Below are 17,769 nucleotides of genomic sequence, written 5' to 3'. Positions count from 1 at the left end.
GTGACCGGACTCGACATCGACGGCGACGCCGCGCACGACGCCGCCCAGCGCGAGCTCAGCAAGCCCATCTACCCGCGGCCGTCACTGACCGATCAGTTCACGGCGTGGCTGGACCGCGCGCTGTACCGGATCTTCACCGACGGCTCCTGGCTGCCCGGCGGCTGGATCACCGCCGCGTTGCTCGGGACAGTTCTGGCCGCGGCGCTCATCGTGGCGATCCGGGTGGCCCGACGGACCATGCGCACCGACCGGCAGTCCGCCGGCGCGCTGTTCGCGGGCCGGGATCTTGGCGCCGAGCAGCACCGCGCTGAAGCTGAAGCGTATGCGGCACAGGGTGATTGGGCATTGGCCATCCGGCATCGGTTACGTGCGGTAGCCCGACAGCTGGAGGAGTCCGGGGTGCTGGATGCGGTGCCCGGACGTACCGCGACCGAACTGGCCCGTGATGCCGGTGTACCGGTGCCCGATCTGCGCGCCGAGTTCGGGCAGGCTGCCGAGACCTTCAACGGGGTCACCTACGGTGCGCAGCCCGGCACCGAGTCCGGGTACCGCCAGATCGCCGAACTGGACCGCCGTCTGCCCCGGACGGTGACCGGATGACCGGCCGCCGCTGGATCGTGGTGGCGCTCATGGCGATCGTGCTGGTCTCCGTTCTCGGCGCCTACCTGACCTCGCCGCGCACCGGCGGGCTGATGGAGGCCGGGTCGACATCGCCGGACGGGGCGCACGCACTGGTCACCCTGTTGCGGGAGCACGGGGTGGAGGTGGTCGTCGCCGAGGATGTGGCGGCGGTTGCGGCGGCGGCACGTCCGGATACCTTGGTCCTCATCGCCCAGACGTTCTTCCTGCTCGATGATGACGGGCTGGACCGGCTTGCCGGTCTGCCCGGTGATCGACTGCTGGTCGCCCCGTCGGCCCGCACCCGGGAAGCCCTGGCCCCGACGGTGCAGCTGGACGGTTCGATCCAGTTCGGCGGACGACCGGATTGTGAACTGCGGGAGGCGATCACGTCCGGGGACGTCCAGTTCGGCGTCAGTGACAGTTTTCGGCGTGCCGATGATCTGCCCGCCGCCCGCTGCTATGACGGTGCGTTGTTGCGCTATGGCGATGCCGGCCGCACCATCACGGTGGTCGGCAGTTCGGACTTCATGACAAACTCCGGCCTGCTCGGACCGGGCAGCGCGGCGCTGGCGATGAATCTCGCCGGTACCCGCGATCGGGTGATCTGGTACGCACCGCAGCGCCTCGAGGGTGAATCCGGCAGCGAGGCTTCGCTGTTGGATATGGCTCCGGCTCAGGTCGGGTGGGTGGTCCTGCAGCTGTGCGTGGTGGTGGGTGTGCTGGCCTGGTGGCGCGGGCGGCGTCTGGGGCCGCTGGTGGCCGAGTCGCTGCCGGTGGTGGTGCGGGCCTCGGAGACGGTGGAGGGCCGGGCCCGGTTGTACCGCTCCCATCGCGCCCGTGACCGTGCCGCCGACGCGCTGCGCGCCGCCACGCTCACCCGGCTGGCCCCCCGGCTCGGGCTCGCGCCCAGCGCCGCACCGTCGGCGGTGGCCCAGGCCGTCGCCCGACGCACCGGAAGAGACTGCGGTGCCGTGTTGTTCGGGCCCGCCCCCGGTACCGATGCCGAACTTCTCGCCCTCTCACACCAACTCGACGAACTCGAAAGGCAGGTCGCCCAGTCGTGACGACACCTCCACACCCGCGGGATGCCCTGCTCGCACTGCGCGCGGAGATCTCCAAGGCCGTCGTGGGACAGGACGCCGTGGTGAGCGGTCTGGTCATCGCGTTGCTCTGCCGCGGCCATGTGCTGCTGGAGGGCGTGCCCGGAGTCGCCAAGACGTTGTTGGTGCGCAGCCTGGCCGCCACCTTGGCACTGGATTTCAAGCGGGTGCAGTTCACCCCGGACCTGATGCCCGGCGATGTCACCGGGTCGCTCGTCTACGACGCCCGCACCGCGGAATTCGAGTTCCGGGCCGGGCCGGTGTTCACCAATCTCCTGCTGGCCGACGAGATCAACCGCACCCCACCGAAGACCCAGGCCGCGCTGCTGGAAGCCATGGAGGAACGTCAGGTCACCGTGGACGGCGCGGCCCGGCCACTGCCCGACCCGTTCATCGTCGCGGCCACCCAGAATCCCATCGAGTACGAGGGCACCTACCAGCTGCCGGAGGCGCAACTGGACCGGTTCCTGCTCAAACTGAATGTGGAACTGCCGCCCCGGGATCAGGAGATCGCCATCCTGGGCAGGCACGCGGGCGGATTCGACCCACGCGACCTGTCCGAGCTGACCGAGGTGGCCGGACCATCCGAGCTGGCCGCCGGACGTGAAGCGGTCCGGCACGTCCGGGTGGCCCCGGAGGTCCTCGGTTACCTGGTCGACATCGCGACCGCCACAAGGACTTCCCCGTCCATCCAGCTCGGCGTGTCCCCGCGCGGCAGCACGGCCCTGCTGGCCACCGCCCGCGCGTGGGCCTGGCTGTCCGGTCGCGACTACGTCACCCCCGACGATGTGAAGGCGATGGCCGGCCCGACCCTGCGGCACCGCATCGCGCTGCGCCCGGAAGCCGAGCTGGAAGGCGCCGATGCCGACGGGGTGCTGGCCGGGATCCTGGCCTCGGTCCCGGTGCCGAGGTAATGACCCTCACTGGCCGGGCCGGCCTGGTGGCGTTGATCGGCGTCCTGCCGATCGTGGTGTCCCCCTTGCCTGCAACGGCTTTCGCCATCGTGCTGGGGGCGCTCGTCATCGCGTTCGGCACCGATGCCGCGTTGGCGGCCAGTCCCCGACGGCTGGTGGTGCAGCGCTCCGGTGACACCTCGGCGCGGCTGGGTCAGACCGTGGACAGCGTCGTCGAGATCCATAATCCCGGCCGCCGCCGGTTGCGGGGCGAGGTCCGGGACGCCTGGGCGCCCAGTGCCCGCCCCTCCCCGCGCGCCCGGCCGCTGGACATCCCGGCCGGCGGGCGGGCGCGGCTGGTCACCACACTGGCCCCGTCGCGGCGTGGCGATCAGTGCGCGGCACAGGTCACCGTGCGTACCATCGGCCCGCTCGGACTGGCGGGCCGGCAGCGCTCCCACGACGTGTCCCACCGGGTGCGGATCCTGCCGCCGTTCCTGTCCCGTAAGCACCTGCCGTCGCGATTGGCCAGACTGCGCGAACTCGACGGTATGGTGCCGGTGCTGGTCCGCGGACAGGGCACCGAATTCGATTCGCTGCGTGAGTATGTGGTCGGTGACGACGTCCGTTCCATCGATTGGCGAGCGACCGCGCGCCGCGCCGACGTGGTGGTGCGAACCTGGCGACCCGAACGGGACCGGCGGATCGTCGTCGTGCTGGACACCGGCCGGACGTCGGCCAGCCGGATCGGGGTGGATCCCACCTCCGCCGATCCCGCCGGGTGGCCGCGCCTGGACTGGTCGATGGATGCCGCGCTGCTGCTGGCAGCCCTGGCATCCCGGGCCGGGGATCACGTGGATTTCATTGCCCACGACCCGGTTTCCCGGGCTGCCGTGTTCAATGCCGCCCGCGGTCAGCTGCTCGCCTCGCTGGTGGCGGCGATGGCGCCGCTGCAGCCGGCGCTGGTGGAGTCCGACACCGCCGCGATGGTCGCCGCGATCGCACGCCGGGTCCGCCGCCGCGCGTTGGTGGTGTTGCTCACCGATCTGAACGCCTCCGCACTGGACGAGGGCTTGATGTCGGTACTGCCCCAGCTGGCCGGCCGGCATCAGGTGCTGCTGGCCGCGGTCGCCGACCCGCGGGTGGACGCGCTGTCCGCGGGCCGGGCAGATGCCGCCCAGGTCTACGACGCCGCGGCAGCCGAGCGGCTGCGCAACGACCGGCACGCCATCGCCGCGCGGCTGCGCAATCACGGTGTCGACGTCATCGACGCGTTGCCCGACCAGCTGGCGCCGGCACTCGCCGACCGGTACCTGGCGATGAAGGCCACCGGGCGGCTCTAGTCAGCCGGTGGGTACCACGTCGGGTGCGTCATCGAGGTCGCCGGTCTCCCCGGCTCGGGCGGCCTTGGCACCGAAGTGCAGAACGTAGGCCAGGAAGGCGATCTCGGCCGTCACCCCGATGGCGATCCGCGCCCAGGTCGGCAGCGGGGACGGAGTCACCAGCGCCTCGATCAGCCCGGAGATCGCCAACACCACCACCAGCCCGCCGGCCACCGACATGACGGCGCGGCCGCGCTCGGCGAGCACCTGGCCGCGGGGCCGGTCTCCCGGCGAGACGACCGACCAGCCCAGCCGCATACCCGCGGCAGCGGCCAGGAACACCGCCGTGAGTTCCAGCAGACCGTGCGGGGTCAGCAGCCCGAGGAACACATCCCCCTTGCCGGCCCCGAACATCAGCCCCCCGGACACCCCCACGTTGGCGGCGTTCTGGAACAGCACCCACGGGATCGGCAGACCCAAAAGGATCGCGAAGATGATGCACTGCGCGGCCACCCATGCGTTGTTGACCCACACCCGCAGGGCGAACGAACCGGCCGGGTTCTCGCTGTAGTACGCGGCGAAGTCGTGGTTGATCAGCTGTTCCAGTTCGGCGGGCGTCCCGACCGCGGCCCGCACGTCCGGATTTCCGGCCACCCAGAATCCGACGAGCAGAGCAACGAACAGGAAGCCCAAGGCCGAGCCGAGCCACCAGCGGCGGCAGTCGTAGGCGACCACCGGGAACGAGACGGTCCAGAACCGGACGAACTCACTGCCCAGTGGGGCGCGTTCCCCGGTGACCGCGGCGCGCGCCCGCGCGACGAGGCCGGAGAGCCGACCGACCAGGACCGCGTCGGTGGTGGCGCTGCGGACCATCGAGAGGTGGGTGGAGACCCGTTGGTAGAGGTCGACCAGTTCGTCGATCTCGGCGCCGGTCAGGCTGCGCGGGCGTTTGGTCAGTTCCTCCAGGCGGTTCCATGCCGGGGTGTGGGCGAGCACGAACGCGTCGACATCCACGGGTGCGATCCTAGTAGCGTCGCGAGCATGGCCTTTCAGCCCGAACCTCTGGTGACCGGCGACGCCGTGCAGCTCGACGTGTCGATCGCCCAGCTGCCGGTTCGCGCGCTGGCGGCGCTGATCGACGTCACGGTGATGGCCGCCGCGTACGCGGTGCTGACCGTGCTCTGGGCGCTGACCCTGCGCGAGTTCGACCCGGCGCTGTCGGCGGCGGTACTGATCATCTTCATGGTGTTGGTGCTGGTCGGGTACCCGGTGGTGTTCGAGACCGCGACACGCGGCCGGTCGCTGGGCAAAATGGCCCTGGGATTGCGCGTGGTGTCCGACGATGGTGGCCCGGAACGGTTGCGGCAAGCGGCTTTTCGCGCTCTGTCCAGTGTCGTCGAGATATGGATGCTGACCGGCGGACCGGCGGTCATCTGCAGCATGATCTCACCGCGGGGCAAACGGATCGGCGACGTGTTCGCCGGCACCATGGTGATCAGTGAGCGCGCGCCGAAACTGAATCCGCCGCCACCGATGCCCCCGGACTTGGCCTGGTGGGCGGCCACCCTGCAGTTGTCGGGGCTGGGGCCCGAGCAGGCCGAGATGGCCCGCCAGTTCCTGTCCCGGGCTGCCCAATTGGAACCCGGGCTGCGGCAGCAGATGGGCCACCGGATCGCCGGCGAGGTGGCCACCCGGATCTCGCCGCCGCCGCCACCGGGCGCGCCACCCGAGCCGGTACTGGCCGCGGTGCTCGCCGAACGGCACCGCCGGGAGCTGGCGCGACTGCAGGCCCGTTCACCCAGCTGACGCAAATGAGACAGCGATGTCCCATTTTGGGGCTTCACTGCTACAGTATGCTCCATGAGTGTCCCCGACTTGACCGAGACCGGTGTGCGTGGCCGCACCCGGCGCGCGATCGTGGATGCGGCCATCTCGGTGCTCATCGACAACCCGGCGGCCAGCCTGAGTGACATTGCCGGCGTCGCGGGCGTCGGGCGCAGCACCCTGCACCGGTACTTTCCCGAGCGCAGCGACCTGCTCCGCGCGGTCGGTGTCCAGGTGCACGAGGCGAGCACCGCCGCCATCGCCGCGGCCGATCCGACCTGCGGCCCGGTACTCGAGGCGTTGCGCCGGGTGGTGGAAAGCCAGCTCGACCTGGGCCCGATCGTGCTCTACATCTACACCGAACCGACACTGCTCGCCGATCCCGAACTCGCGGCCTACTTCGAGACCGGGGATGAGGCGATCGCCGAGATCCTGGCCCGGGCCAGTGCGGACCGGCCAGGGTTTCCGCCCGGGTGGGCGCGGCGGGTGTTCTGGTTTCTGCTGCTGGCCGGCTACGAGGCCATCAAGCTGGACCGCACCCCGCGCCACCAGGTCGTCGACGCCATCATGCACAGCCTCACCAAGGGAACCATCACATGACCAGTGGGTCGCTCACTTCACCGTCGACGACCACACCGCGGCGCTCCTGGGTCGCCCTCGCCGTCCTCGCGCTACCGGTTCTGCTGATCGCCATCGACAACACCGTGCTGGCCTTCGCGCTGCCGGTGATCGCCGAAGACTTCCGTCCGCCGGCTTCCACCCAGCTGTGGATCGTCGACGTCTACTCCCTGGTGCTGGCCGCCCTCCTCGTCACGATGGGCAGCCTCGGGGATCGGCTCGGCCGGCGCCGGTTGCTGATGATCGGCGGGACCGGATTCATGGTGGTGTCCGTCGCGGCGGCGTTCGCGCCCAGCGCCGAGATGCTGGTCCTCGCGCGCGCTGTCCTCGGCTTCTTCGGCGCCATGTTGATGCCGTCCACGCTGTCGTTGATCCGCAACATCTTCACCGATGCGTCCGCCCGCCGGTTGGCGATCGCCATCTGGGCGTCCTGCTTCACCGCGGGTTCGACCCTGGGACCGATCGTCGGCGGCGCGCTGTTGCAGCATTTCCATTGGGGCTCGGTCTTTTTGATCGCGGTGCCGATCCTGCTGCCGCTGCTCGTCCTGGGCCCGAAGCTGATCCCGGAGTCCCGCGACCCGAATCCGGGACCGATGGATCCGGTGAGCGTGGTGCTGTCGTTCGTGGCGATGCTGCCGCTGGTGTGGGCGATCAAGACCGGCGCGCACGACGGTCTGTCCTTCCTGGTGCTGGCCGCCGCGGGGGTCGGCCTTGCCGCGGGCGCCTTGTTCGTGCGGCGGCAGAACCGGCGCGACATCCCGATGCTCGACATGAAGTTGTTCCGCTTCGCCCCGTTCACGTCCTCGGTGCTGGCCAACTTCCTGTCCATCGTCGGCCTGATCGGGTTCATCTTCTTCGTGTCCCAGCACCTTCAGCTGGTGCTCGGGTTGAGCCCGCTGGAGGCGGGCCTGGTCACGCTTCCCGGCGCGGTGGTGTCGATGGTCGCCGGTATCTCGGTGGTCAAGGCGGCCAAGCGGTTCAGCCCGCAGGCCCTGATGGTGACCGGCCTGGTGTTCGTCGCCGCGGGCTTCATCATGATCCTGCTGTTCCGGCATGATCTGTCGGTCGCGGCGATCATCGTGTCGTTCGTGGTGCTGGAGTTCGGTGTCGGTGTCTCGCAGACGATTTCCAACGACACCATCGTGGCCTCGGTGCCGCCGGAGAAGGCCGGTGCCGCATCGGCGGTGTCCGAAACCGCCTACGAGTTGGGCGCGGTGGTCGGCGCGGCCACCCTGGGCACCATCTTCACCGCGTTCTACCGTGCGAACGTCGTGGTGCCGGCGGGGCTGTCCCCCACCCAGGCCGGTGATGCCGCCGAGAGTATCGGTGGCGCGACAGCGGTGGCCCGCGAGTTGCCGGCACCGGTCGCCGACAAGCTGCTCGAGTCGGCCCATACCGCGTTCGATTCGGGGATCGCCCCGACCGCGATCATCGCGGCGACGCTGGTGCTCGCCGCCGCGATGATCGTCATCGTCGCCTTCCGGCGCGTCTGATCAGGCTGCCGCCCGCGGGTTTCCGGCCCGCTTCGGCGAACTCTTGCCCGACGCGGCCTTCTTGAGGCTGGGCCGGGGGGCGGCCGGCTCAGCCGTTTCGGGCTCCTCGATCTCCGCCTCTTCGACCGGCTCGGCCAGGACGTCGGCCTCTTCGGCCGGCACCTCGGCCGGGGCCTCTGCCGCAGGGGCTTCCGCCGCAGGTGCCTCGGCTGCAGGCGCCTGGACCGGGGTGTCGGTATTGCTCACCGGCGCCACCTCCGATGCGCCACCGTCGGCCTCGGCACCGGGGAGGGAGATCGTCACGGTCTGCGCGGCCGCCGTCGGGACGGTCGCCACCGCGGCGGTCACGTCGGCAGTCCGGTTGAGCCCGGCCGGCTGACCGGCCTTGAGCGCGTTGACGATCACGCCACGGATGTAGGGCACCGACTGGGTCATGAAGTCGCTCAGATGGGTCACCGCGTTCATCAGAACATCGGCCACACCGTTCTGGACGGCGTTGATGATGTTGATCGGATTCAGTGTGCCGATCGACTTGAGCAGCGTCTCGGTGACGGTGACCAGGTTCTGCAGAACCGGGGTGGTGCCCACCGGGAATCCGATGCCGATGAACGTCTGCGCCAGGGCCACCGTGAGCGCCAGTCCCGACTCGAAGGCGGCTCCGACCAACGCTTCACCGACGGCGAACGGACGCTGCAACGCCGCCTGCAAGGGCACCGTCACTCCGGTGATGAAGTTGAGGATCGGGTTCAGACCGCTGGCCACCAGGCTGTCGATCGCGCCGTTGACGTCACCGGTCCGCAGGATGGCGCCGGCGGCGCTGAGCGCGGCAGGCAGACCGGCGACGAGTTCGCCGAGCGCGGCACCGCCACCGTTGATGGCCTCCAGCAGCTTCTCGACGGTGAATCGCTGATTGGCGAAGATCTGGCGCAGGATGGGGAACGGATCGGCGAACTCGGCCTGCAGCGTTTCCCTGATGAGGTCGCCCGCGGCATTGACCACCGGCTTGAAGACCGTGATCGGGTTATCGATGGATGCCGTCAGGTTGACCGCCGGCATGTGCAGTTCCGCCCGCGGAGCGATCGGGGCCACGGCGATGACGCTGGCCCCGACGAGTGCGACACCGACGGTCACATACGGCTTCATCGACAATTGCATGGACATTGTGTTTGCCATCCCTTCACACGGTTCCCCCGGACCGGACAAAACTTACTCATCAGTAAGTTGACGTCAAGCGAGATTTGTAAAGTGACAAGGGCTGCCATCTGCGTTCTGACGCACATTGCGATTTGATGACGTTGCTGATGAGAGGTGTTATGCGGCACCCAAGGCCCGCCGGCAAACGTGATCGTGTGCGAATTCAATAGTTGTGAATGCAAACCGAATCATGAGGCTTGCAAGCGCCGCTCCAGGTTTGCTGGCGGTAAGTTACCACCCGGTACGACCTGCGTGATTCATCACACAGTATGGCCGTGAGGTGGTTTGCGCCACTCCATGGCGCGGGCAGCTGGAACCCGCCCCCCGAAGTCGCCGCACCGGGACCGGTGACCCGGTCGCAGCAACTGGCCGGCACCGGCGTGCCGTCGGTTGCCGACACCGCCGGTACCGCGAAACCGGTGCGGTTTACCGCGTCCACATCGTGAGACGGCGGCGCCTACGCGCCGATCCAGTTGCCGTGAAAACCGAACGGCACCCGTTGTGGGAGCCCGATGGTCGCCACCGGCGCACCCGAGAAGTCGGACGCGTCGAGGATGACGAGATCGCTGCCGTCGCGCTCCGGGTTGTAGACGAAACTGAGGTACCAGCCGCTGCTCTCATCGGCCTCGCCCGCGTCGGGCACGAACACCGCTTCACCGGAGACCCCCGGCCCGAAGGAATGCGTCTGTGCCGCACCGGTGGACAGATCGTGGCGCACCAGGTCCCTCTCGCCCACCGAGACCGCGTACCGCGCGGGCAGCCCGGCCAGTCGATCGTCGATCCGGGGGAACTCGACGGCGAGATCGTCGAGTTGGCGCTCACCGACGGCGCCGGTGCCCAGATCGATCCGCCACTCCCACAGTACGGCCTGCTGATCGAAACCTCCGTTGTCCCGCCAGAGCTCCGGGTATCGAGCCGCTTGCAGCACAATCGAATTCGCATCGTCAAAGGCGTTTGCGACATGGAAGATGTAGCAGGGGTCGATCTCGAACCAACGAATCTCACCGAACGGGTCGTCGCGGCGCAGCACCCCGAACCGGGCACCGTGGCTCTCGCTCCAGCGGTAGGGCATGTCGCCGGGCTGACTGATTGCGACGTTCAGGTCGAACACCACGGGCAGGTCCATGAAGATGACGTGCCCGGCGGTCATCGCGAAATCGTGCATCATGGTGTGCGCCTTGACATCCACCGGACGGTTGATCGTCAGCTCGCCCTGTGCATTCACCCGGTGGTAGCCGACAAAGGGCTCCACGATGCTGCCGTAGCCGAAGAAGTGCATCTCCCCGGTGGTGGGGCAGATCTTCGGATGCGCGGTCATCGAGTTGGCCAGCTTGCCCCCGAAGTCGTAGGCGCCCAACGTCTCCAGCTCATTGCTGATCTCGTAGGGAAACGAGGATTCGACCAGCGCGAGTGTTCTGCCGGCGTGGTTGACGACGTGCGTGTTCGATGTCGCGGCCCGCAGGTTACGTGTCCCGTCACGGTTGTAGAGCGGGAAGTCTTCGATGAAGCTGTCGGTGCGCACCCACCGGTTGCGGTACCACTTGGCCGCGCCGCCCTGGATACGGACACCGTGGATCATGCCGTCGCCCATGAACCAGTGCGCGGTCGGCTGCCGCGGGTTCGGTCCGTTGCGCAGATACCAGCCGTCGATCCCCGGCGGGATGACGCCCTGTACCGGCAGGTCGTACTCGGTGAGTTCATCGGCAACGGGTGCGTAGTTCCCGCGCAGGAAGAAGTCTCCGGTAGTGGGCAGGGCCGACTCGGTGGTGGACATCACACCACGATCCCATGGGTGTCCAGCATCGCGAGCTATTGCATCGCGATAGTTCTCGATATATCGTCGACGCATCAGAACGTATCGCAACAGAAAGAATGATCATGAACACTCCCACTCCTCCATTCGGTTTCGGTTCCGGCTTCGACCGGCGGCATGCCCGCCGCGAGTTCCGCGGGCACATCCGCGCACAGGCGGGCGGGCCGCAGGGCCCGTTCGGTCCCGGCTTCGGCCCGGGGCCCGGCTTCGGTCCCGGCTTCGGGTTCGGCTTCGGCCCCGGCGGCGGCCCACGCGGTCGTGGCGGGCGGGGCCGTGGCCGTCGCGGTGACGTGCGCGCCGCGATCCTGACCCTGCTCGCCGAACGCCCGATGCACGGCTACGAGATGACCCAGGAGATCTCGGCCCGCAGCAACGGCCTGTGGAAGCCGAGCCCCGGTTCGGTGTATCCGACCCTGCAATTGCTGGTCGACGAGGGTTTGATCGCCCCCGCCGAAAGCGAGGGCAGCAAGAAGACCTTCGAGCTCTCCGACGAGGGACGCGTGGCCGCCGGAAAGATCGAGACCCCGCCGTGGGACGAGATCGCCGGGGACGCCGATCCCAACGCGGTGAACCTGCGAGCGGCACTCGGCCAACTCTTCGGCGCCGTCGGCCAGTCCGCGCACGCGGCAACCGACGAACAGCAGCAGCGCATCCTGGACATCGTCAACACCGCCCGTCGGGACATCTACCAGATTCTCGGCGAGGAGTGACTCGATAACATCGGGTCACCATGGACTCCGACACCCTGACCACCTATCTGGTGCCTGCGCTCGTCGCGCTCCTGACCGCGGCCGGCGGCCTCATCGGCGTCTCGGTCCGCGACGCGGACGCCTACGAGCGCAGGCGGGTGCTGTGGCTGGGCATGCTCGTGGTCGCCACCGCGATCGTCACGATGGCGGCCGTGAACTCGGCCACCGGTGTCGGGCGCCCCATCGCCGCCATCGGTCTGACGGTATCGGCCTGCGCGGCCGCGATCGGCACCCACTTCCTGTGGCGCCGCGTCGTCCCCGACGCGGAACCGCGCAGCGTGCTGCTGTCGCGGGTGTCGATCGGCCTCGCGGTCGCGGTCATCATCGCCTCGGTGTCGATGACCTACGTCGCGGGCGCCGGTTGCCGGCAGGCCGAACCACTGATGCGGACCGCATGGGTCGAATCGAATTACGCCCAGCCCGGGATCCCGGGTCAGGGACCCACCCCGGGTGAGGTCGCGGACTGGGCGAAGCGTCTGCGCGAGCAGGCGGATCAGGTCAGTGCGGGCAGCGTGGCGCCCCGTGCCCAGCGTCTCGCCGGTCTCGCCGCCGAGATCACCGCCGCGGCCTCCGACCGCGATTTCGCCAGGCAGGCGGTGATCAGCGCGGAGTACTACGACGTGCTCGGCACGATGATCAGGGAATGCCACCCGCAATAACCCCAGCTTTTATTCACGCTGGTCGCAAACCTCGCGTGGCAGGTGCGCCACGGCCAAAATTCGGTCAGTGACCGTCACCGACAGTCTGCCCGTACAGACCGCAGACCAACGCTCCACAGTCCGGACTGCGCTGCTGGCCAGCCTGGTCGGCACCACGATCGAGTGGTACGACTTCTTCCTCTACGCCACCGCAGCCAGCCTGGTTTTCAACACCGCCTTCTTCCCGGACCAGAGTTCGTTCGTCGGCACCCTGCTGGCTTTCGCCACGTTCGCCGTCGGATTCGTGGTGCGCCCCATCGGCGGCTTCGTGTTCGGGCACATCGGCGACCGCATCGGACGCAAGCGCACGCTGGCGCTCACCATGTTCCTGATGGGCGGTGCGACCGCGCTGATGGGTCTGCTTCCCACCGCCGCCCAGATCGGGGTCATCGCCCCGATCCTGCTGTTGCTGCTGCGCATCGTGCAGGGTTTCGCACTCGGCGGGGAATGGGCCGGCGCGGTGCTGCTCGCCGTGGAGCACAGCACTCCGCAGCGGCGCGGCTTCGCTGGCAGCGTCCCCCAGGTCGGTCTCGCGCTGGGCCTGGCGCTGGGCACCGGTGTCTTCGCGCTGTTGCAGACGACCATGTCGGCCGAGGCCTTCCTGTCTTATGGCTGGCGCATCGCGTTCCTGTTCAGCGTCGTGCTCGTCGTCTTCGGGATCGTGGTGCGGCTGAAGGCCTCCGAGACGCCGGCCTTCGAGAAGGTCCGTCAGGACGACGACGTCGCGGCGACACCGCTGAAGGAACTGTTCCGCGGGTCGTCGCTGCGCCCGACGGTGCTCGGCATGCTCAGCCGTTGGGGCGAGGGTGCGGCCTTCAACACCTGGGGCGTGTTCGCCATCGCCTACGCCACCACCACGCTGCACCACGGCAAGGTCGACGTGCTTCTCGTGGTCACCGGGGCCGCGCTGCTGATGGCCGCCCTGCTGCCGGTGTCCGGGCTGCTGGCCGACCGGTTCGGGCCCAAGCGCGTCTACGCCACCGGTATCGCCGCCTATGTGGTGGCGGTGTTCCCGGTGTTCGCCCTGTTCAACACCGGCAGCCTGATCGCCTTCACGGTCGGCATCGTCATCGTGTTCGGTGTCATCCACGCCTGGTTCTATGGCGCCCAGGGCACGCTGTACGCCTCGCTGTTCCCGACCCGGATCCGCTACACGGGGCTGTCCACCGTCTATCAGCTGTCCGGGGTGTACTCCTCGGGCCTGACCCCGCTCATCCTGACCACACTGATCGCCGCGGCCGGCAACGCGCCGTGGCTGGCCTGCGGCTACCTGGTGGTGACCGGCGTGATCAGCATCGTGGCCACATTGCTGCTCAAGCCGATGGATCTCGCCGACTTGTAGCGTGAACTGCGTGACCGACCTCGATCGCATGCCGCGCGGCGGCCCCGACGCGTCATGCCTGGACCGGTTGCTGCAGACCGACCGGTCCGAGTACCTGGACCGAGATGACGTCGCACCCGCGGTGAAGCGCAGTGTGGTCGACGCACTGGAGTGGACCGGCCGGGTGCTCGGTAACCACGAGACCAATGCCCGCCTCGCTCTCGACGAGGTCGCCGAGGTGCCCGACCCCCGGATCCTCGAGCTGGGAGCAGGCCACGGCGCGCTGTCGACACGGCTGCTGGAGAGCCACCCCACCGCACAGGTCACGGTGACCGACCTCGAGGCGGACTCCGTTGCCGCGATGGCCGCCGGGGATCTGGGCAGCCACCCGCGCGCTCGGGTGCGGCAGATGGATGCCACCGCGATCGACGCGCCGGATGGCCACTTCGCGCTGGCGGTGTTCGCCCTGTCATTTCACCACCTGCCGCCGGCGACGGCCGCGGCCGCGCTCGCCGAGGGCACCCGGGTCGCGGACAAGCTGCTGATCATCGATCTGCCCCGCCCGCCCGCGCCGCTGCACGTGCTGCGGCTGGCGACCATGTTGCCGCTGGCCCCGTTCATCCCCTTCGTGCACGACGGTGTGATCAGCTCACTGCGCAGCTACAGCCCCTCGGCGCTGCGAGCGCTGGCCGAACATGCCGGCGTCGCGATCGAGCTTCGCGGCGGACTCATCAGTCCGCAGATCGCGGTGGCCTCCCGCAGCTAGAGTGTGTGACTGTGGGCGAAGAGGTTTCACGCACGCAGTTCAGCCGCGCTCAGCGCCGCGAGTATCGACGCAAGGTCCAGCTGTGCCTGGACGTGTTCGAGACCATGCTGGCCCAGTCGAGTTTCGAATTCGACCGGCCGCTGACCGGTATGGAAATCGAATGCAATCTGGTCGACGACGATTACCAGCCGGCGCTGCGCAATCAGGAGGTCCTGGCCTCCATCGCCGACCCCGCGTACCAAACCGAACTGGGCGCCTACAACATCGAATTCAACGTCCCGCCCCGCCCGCTGCCCGGCCAGTCCGCGCTCGAGTTGGAGGCCGAGGTACGCGCCAGCCTCAATGCCGCCGAGGCCAAGGCCGCCGAGGACGACGCCCACATCGTGATGATCGGGATCCTGCCCACCCTCATGCCCGAGCATCTGAAGACGGGGTGGATGAGCGAATCCACGCGTTACCAGGCGCTCAACGACTCGATCTTCACCGCCCGCGGCGAGGACATCGACATCGACATCGCCGGCCCGGAGCGGCTGTCCTTGCAGTCGGCCGACATCGCGCCCGAATCAGCCTGCACGAGTATGCAATTGCATCTTCAGGTGTCCCCCGCCGAGTTCGCGCAGAACTGGAACGCCGCGCAGGTGTTGGCCGGTCCGCAACTCGCACTCGGCGCCAACTCGCCCTATTTCTTCGGCCACGAACTGTGGGCGGAAACCCGCATCGAACTGTTCAGCCAGGCCACCGACACGCGGGCCGACGAACTCAAGACCCAGGGGGTGCGTCCACGGGTCTGGTTCGGCGAGCGCTGGATCACTTCCATTTTCGATCTGTTCGAGGAAAACGTCCGGTACTTCCCGTCGCTGCTACCGGAGATCTCCGACGAGGATCCGGCGGCCACCCTCGCCGAGGGCCGCACCCCGCAGCTCGCGGAGCTGCGTCTGCACAACGGCACCATCTACCGGTGGAACCGGCCCGTCTACGACGTGGTGAACGGCAAGCCGCACCTGCGGGTGGAGAACCGGGTGCTGCCGGCCGGTCCGACGGTGATCGACATGCTGGCCAACTCGGCGTTCTACTACGGCACCCTGCGCGCGTTGACCGACGAGGACCGGCCGCTGTGGACGAAGATGAGTTTCGCTGCGGCAGAACACAATTTCTTCGCCGCGGCGCGGCACGGCATGGACGCCCGGCAGTACTGGCCGGGGCTCGGCGAGGTGACCGCCGACGAACTGGTGCTGCGCGAACTGCTACCGCTGGCGCACGAGGGGTTGCGGCGCTGGGGTGTGGCCGCCGAGGTGCGCGACCGCTATCTCGGGGTCATCGAGGGACGCGCCAAGTCGGGGCGCAACGGTGCGGCCTGGCAGACGGCCACCGTGCGCGCGTTGCAGGAGCGTGGTCTGGCGCGTCCCGCGGCACTGGCCGAGATGCTGCGGATGTACTGCGAACACATGCATTCCAACGCACCTGTCCACACGTGGGAGACACCCACCCGCTGACCCGGCGTACGTTGGATGTCATGGCATCTGAGGTTTTGGACTGGGACAGCGCATACCGCCAGGACGGCGAGTTCCAGGGCCCGCCCCCATGGAACATCGGCGAACCGCAACCCGAACTCGCAGCCCTGATCGCGGCCGGGAAGGTCCGCAGCGACGTCCTGGATGCCAGCTGCGGGCACGCCGAGTTGTCCCTGTCGCTGGCCGCCGACGGCTACACGGTGGTGGGCCTGGATATTTCGCCCACGGCGATCGCCGCGGCCAATCGGGCAGCGCAGGAACGTAATCTGCGGACCGCCAGCTTTGCTCAAGCCGACATCACCTCGTTCACCGGTTATGACGGCCGGTTCAGCACGGTCATCGATTCCACGCTGTTTCATTCGTTGCCGGTGGATGCCCGGCACAACTACCTGCATGCCGTCCAGCGCGCCGCGGCCCCCGGGGCCACGTTCTACGTTCTGGTCTTCGCCAAGGGTGCGTTCCCGGCCGAGCTGGAGACCAAGCCCAACGAGGTAGACGAGCGCGAGTTACGCGACGTGGTGGCGGCGCACTGGACCGTCGACGACGTCCGTCCGGCGTTCATCCATGCCAACATGCCGTCCGGGCCCGGCGCGCCGTTCGAACTGCCGCCGCACGATCTCGACGAGAAGGGCCGGATGAAGCTGCCCGCCTACCTGCTCACCGCGCACAAGTAGCGCTCAGAGGCCGCCGCGGGACACCAACTGGGCGGCGATGACGTTGCGCTGGATCTCGTTGGTGCCCTCGCCGACGATCATCAGCGGAGCGTCCCGGAAGTAGCGTTCGACGTCGTACTCGGTGGAGTAGCCGTAGCCGCCGTGGATGCGCACCGCGTTCAGTGCGATCTCCATGGCGACCTCGGAGGCGAACAGTTTGGCCATGCCGGCCTCCATATCGCAGCGCTGCCCGCTGTCGTAGCGCTCCGCGGCGTACCAGGTGAGTTGGCGTGCCGCGGTCAGCTTGGTGGCCATATCGGCCAGGTAGTTACCGATTGACTGGTGTTTCCAGATCGGCCGCCCGAAGCTTTCGCGCTGCTGGGCGTAGGCCAGCGAGTCCTCCAGGGCGGCGGTGGCCACGCCCAGCGCACGGGAGGCGACCTGGATGCGGCCGGTCTCCAGGCCCTTCATCATCTGCGCGAAGCCCTTGCCCGGGGTGGCGCCCAGGATCGCGGTGGCCGGGATGCGATAGCCGTCGAACGCCAACTCACAGGACTCCACACCCTTGTAGCCCAGCTTGGGCAGGTCACGCGAGACCGTCAGGCCCGGTCCGTGTTCGACCAGCACGATGGAGATGCCCTTGTGTTTCGGTTCTGCGCTCGGGTCCGTCTTGCACAGCAGCGCGATCAGGTCGGATCGCCGAGCGTTGGAGATCCAGGTCTTGGCGCCGGAGATCACCAGATCGTCGCCGTCGGTGCGGGCGACGGTGGTCATCGCCTGCAGATCCGAGCCGCCCCCGGGTTCGGTCAGCGCCATCGTGGCGCGGACCTCGCCGGTGGCCATCTTCGGCAGGTAGGTCTGCTTCTGCTCGTCGGTGCCGAACAGGGTGAGTAGCTTGGCGACCACGGTGTGTCCGCCCATGGCGCCGGCCAGGCTCATCCATCCGCGGGCCAGTTCCTGGGTGACCTGGGCGTAGCAGGGCATCGATACCGGGGACCCGCCGAACTCCTCGCCGACGGCGAGCCCGTAGATGCCGATCTGCTTCATCTGCTCGATCCAGCGCTCGGGGTATTCGTTCGCGTGCTCGACCTCCTGAACGCTCGGCTTCACCTCCCGGTCGATGAAGTCGCGCACCGTCTGGATCAGGAAGGACTCTTCATCGCTTAGCTGGGTCACGAGATCACAGTAGAAGC

General features: G+C 68.4%; 17 protein-coding genes. 13 read left to right on the top strand and 4 right to left on the bottom strand.

What is annotated here, in order from left to right; all coding sequences use genetic code 11:
* Genes V4U86_RS01840 through V4U86_RS01825 form a run of 4 tightly spaced genes read left to right on the top strand, consistent with a single transcriptional unit; the run spans position 1 to position 3,957 of the window.
* Entirely contained in the window at positions 1-600 is a 600-nt protein-coding gene (locus V4U86_RS01840) for a DUF4129 domain-containing protein (RefSeq protein ID WP_395309606.1), read from the top strand.
* Positions 597-1,685 (top strand): DUF4350 domain-containing protein, encoded by a 1,089-nt coding sequence (locus V4U86_RS01835; RefSeq protein WP_395309605.1) that lies wholly within the window; start codon positions 597-599, stop codon positions 1,683-1,685. Before V4U86_RS01840 ends, V4U86_RS01835 begins: the two co-directional genes overlap by 4 nt.
* Positions 1,682-2,635, top strand: a complete 954-nt coding sequence (locus tag V4U86_RS01830) for an AAA family ATPase (protein WP_395309604.1) — start codon at positions 1,682-1,684, stop codon at positions 2,633-2,635. Before V4U86_RS01835 ends, V4U86_RS01830 begins: the two co-directional genes overlap by 4 nt.
* Positions 2,635-3,957 carry a DUF58 domain-containing protein gene (locus V4U86_RS01825; protein ID WP_395309603.1) on the top strand — a complete coding sequence of 441 codons (1,323 nt, stop codon included), beginning with the start codon at positions 2,635-2,637 and terminating at the stop codon, positions 3,955-3,957. Before V4U86_RS01830 ends, V4U86_RS01825 begins: the two co-directional genes overlap by 1 nt.
* Here V4U86_RS01825 and V4U86_RS01820 read toward each other — a convergent pair whose 3' ends face one another.
* A complete protein-coding gene (locus V4U86_RS01820; protein ID WP_395309602.1) occupies positions 3,958-4,950 on the bottom strand; it encodes a stage II sporulation protein M in 993 nt (330 codons plus the stop codon).
* A 27-nt stretch (positions 4,951-4,977) separates the two neighbouring features.
* On the opposite strand from V4U86_RS01820, the gene V4U86_RS01815 reads away from it, so the two are divergent.
* From V4U86_RS01815 to lfrA, 3 genes are read left to right on the top strand one after another with little or no spacing between them, the layout of a single operon-like run.
* Positions 4,978-5,742 carry an RDD family protein gene (locus V4U86_RS01815; protein ID WP_395309601.1) on the top strand — a complete coding sequence of 255 codons (765 nt, stop codon included), beginning with the start codon at positions 4,978-4,980 and terminating at the stop codon, positions 5,740-5,742.
* 54 nt (positions 5,743-5,796) lie between these two features.
* Entirely contained in the window at positions 5,797-6,360 is a 564-nt protein-coding gene (locus V4U86_RS01810; RefSeq protein WP_395309600.1) for a TetR/AcrR family transcriptional regulator, read from the top strand.
* Entirely contained in the window at positions 6,357-7,871 is a 1,515-nt protein-coding gene (lfrA, locus tag V4U86_RS01805; RefSeq protein WP_395309599.1) for an efflux MFS transporter LfrA, read from the top strand. Before V4U86_RS01810 ends, lfrA begins: the two co-directional genes overlap by 4 nt.
* Here lfrA and V4U86_RS01800 read toward each other — a convergent pair whose 3' ends face one another.
* Together V4U86_RS01800 and V4U86_RS01795 are read right to left on the bottom strand one after the other, a co-directional pair.
* The gene (locus V4U86_RS01800; RefSeq protein ID WP_395309598.1) at positions 7,872-9,032 is read right to left on the bottom strand and encodes a hypothetical protein; all 1,161 of its coding nucleotides are present in this window, start codon (positions 9,030-9,032) and stop codon (positions 7,872-7,874) included.
* Positions 9,033-9,522: 490 nt separating this feature from the next.
* Positions 9,523-10,839 (bottom strand): carotenoid oxygenase family protein, encoded by a 1,317-nt coding sequence (locus V4U86_RS01795; RefSeq protein WP_395309597.1) that lies wholly within the window; start codon positions 10,837-10,839, stop codon positions 9,523-9,525.
* Between the two features lie 104 nt (positions 10,840-10,943).
* Between V4U86_RS01795 and V4U86_RS01790 the strand changes: the two genes are divergently transcribed.
* The 6 genes from V4U86_RS01790 (at position 10,944) to V4U86_RS01765 (ending at position 16,597) form a co-directional block, all read left to right on the top strand.
* Positions 10,944-11,588 carry a PadR family transcriptional regulator gene (locus V4U86_RS01790; RefSeq protein ID WP_395309596.1) on the top strand — a complete coding sequence of 215 codons (645 nt, stop codon included), beginning with the start codon at positions 10,944-10,946 and terminating at the stop codon, positions 11,586-11,588.
* Positions 11,589-11,608: 20 nt separating this feature from the next.
* A complete protein-coding gene (locus tag V4U86_RS01785) occupies positions 11,609-12,286 on the top strand; it encodes a hypothetical protein (RefSeq protein ID WP_395309595.1) in 678 nt (225 codons plus the stop codon).
* 67 nt (positions 12,287-12,353) lie between these two features.
* Positions 12,354-13,667 (top strand): MFS transporter, encoded by a 1,314-nt coding sequence (locus V4U86_RS01780; RefSeq protein WP_395309594.1) that lies wholly within the window; start codon positions 12,354-12,356, stop codon positions 13,665-13,667.
* 28 nt (positions 13,668-13,695) lie between these two features.
* Positions 13,696-14,412: a class I SAM-dependent methyltransferase gene (locus tag V4U86_RS01775; protein WP_395311879.1), complete on the top strand. Its 717-nt coding sequence runs from the start codon at positions 13,696-13,698 to the stop codon at positions 14,410-14,412.
* Between the two features lie 11 nt (positions 14,413-14,423).
* Entirely contained in the window at positions 14,424-15,905 is a 1,482-nt protein-coding gene (locus V4U86_RS01770; RefSeq protein WP_395309593.1) for a glutamate--cysteine ligase, read from the top strand.
* A 20-nt stretch (positions 15,906-15,925) separates the two neighbouring features.
* Entirely contained in the window at positions 15,926-16,597 is a 672-nt protein-coding gene (locus V4U86_RS01765) for a class I SAM-dependent methyltransferase (protein WP_395309592.1), read from the top strand.
* Between the two features lie 3 nt (positions 16,598-16,600).
* Here the strand turns inward: V4U86_RS01765 and V4U86_RS01760 are convergent, their stop codons facing one another.
* The gene (locus V4U86_RS01760; protein WP_395309591.1) at positions 16,601-17,752 is read right to left on the bottom strand and encodes an acyl-CoA dehydrogenase family protein; all 1,152 of its coding nucleotides are present in this window, start codon (positions 17,750-17,752) and stop codon (positions 16,601-16,603) included.
* Between the last annotated feature and the right edge of the window lie 17 nt (positions 17,753-17,769).

The sequence above is a fragment of the Mycobacterium sp. AMU20-3851 genome (assembly GCF_043974665.1).
GTDB lineage: Bacteria > Actinomycetota > Actinomycetes > Mycobacteriales > Mycobacteriaceae > Mycobacterium.
Note: the sequence above shows the minus strand (reverse complement) of the source record. Positions and strands in the feature narration are given on the sequence as shown.

Excerpts from the sequence above, each read along its gene's own strand:
- V4U86_RS01835 (WP_395309605.1), top strand. The coding sequence starts at position 597 with ATGACCGGCCGCCGCTGGATCGTGGTGGCGCTCATGGCGATCGTGCTG.
- V4U86_RS01825 (WP_395309603.1), top strand. The coding sequence starts at position 2,635 with ATGACCCTCACTGGCCGGGCCGGCCTGGTGGCGTTGATCGGCGTCCTG.
- V4U86_RS01815 (WP_395309601.1), top strand. The coding sequence starts at position 4,978 with ATGGCCTTTCAGCCCGAACCTCTGGTGACCGGCGACGCCGTGCAGCTC.
- V4U86_RS01810 (WP_395309600.1), top strand. The coding sequence starts at position 5,797 with ATGAGTGTCCCCGACTTGACCGAGACCGGTGTGCGTGGCCGCACCCGG.
- lfrA (WP_395309599.1), top strand. The coding sequence starts at position 6,357 with ATGACCAGTGGGTCGCTCACTTCACCGTCGACGACCACACCGCGGCGC.
- V4U86_RS01800 (WP_395309598.1), bottom strand. The coding sequence starts at position 9,032 with ATGTCCATGCAATTGTCGATGAAGCCGTATGTGACCGTCGGTGTCGCA.
- V4U86_RS01795 (WP_395309597.1), bottom strand. The coding sequence starts at position 10,839 with ATGTCCACCACCGAGTCGGCCCTGCCCACTACCGGAGACTTCTTCCTG.
- V4U86_RS01790 (WP_395309596.1), top strand. The coding sequence starts at position 10,944 with ATGAACACTCCCACTCCTCCATTCGGTTTCGGTTCCGGCTTCGACCGG.
- V4U86_RS01785 (WP_395309595.1), top strand. The coding sequence starts at position 11,609 with ATGGACTCCGACACCCTGACCACCTATCTGGTGCCTGCGCTCGTCGCG.
- V4U86_RS01775 (WP_395311879.1), top strand. The coding sequence starts at position 13,696 with ATGCCGCGCGGCGGCCCCGACGCGTCATGCCTGGACCGGTTGCTGCAG.
- V4U86_RS01765 (WP_395309592.1), top strand. The coding sequence starts at position 15,926 with ATGGCATCTGAGGTTTTGGACTGGGACAGCGCATACCGCCAGGACGGC.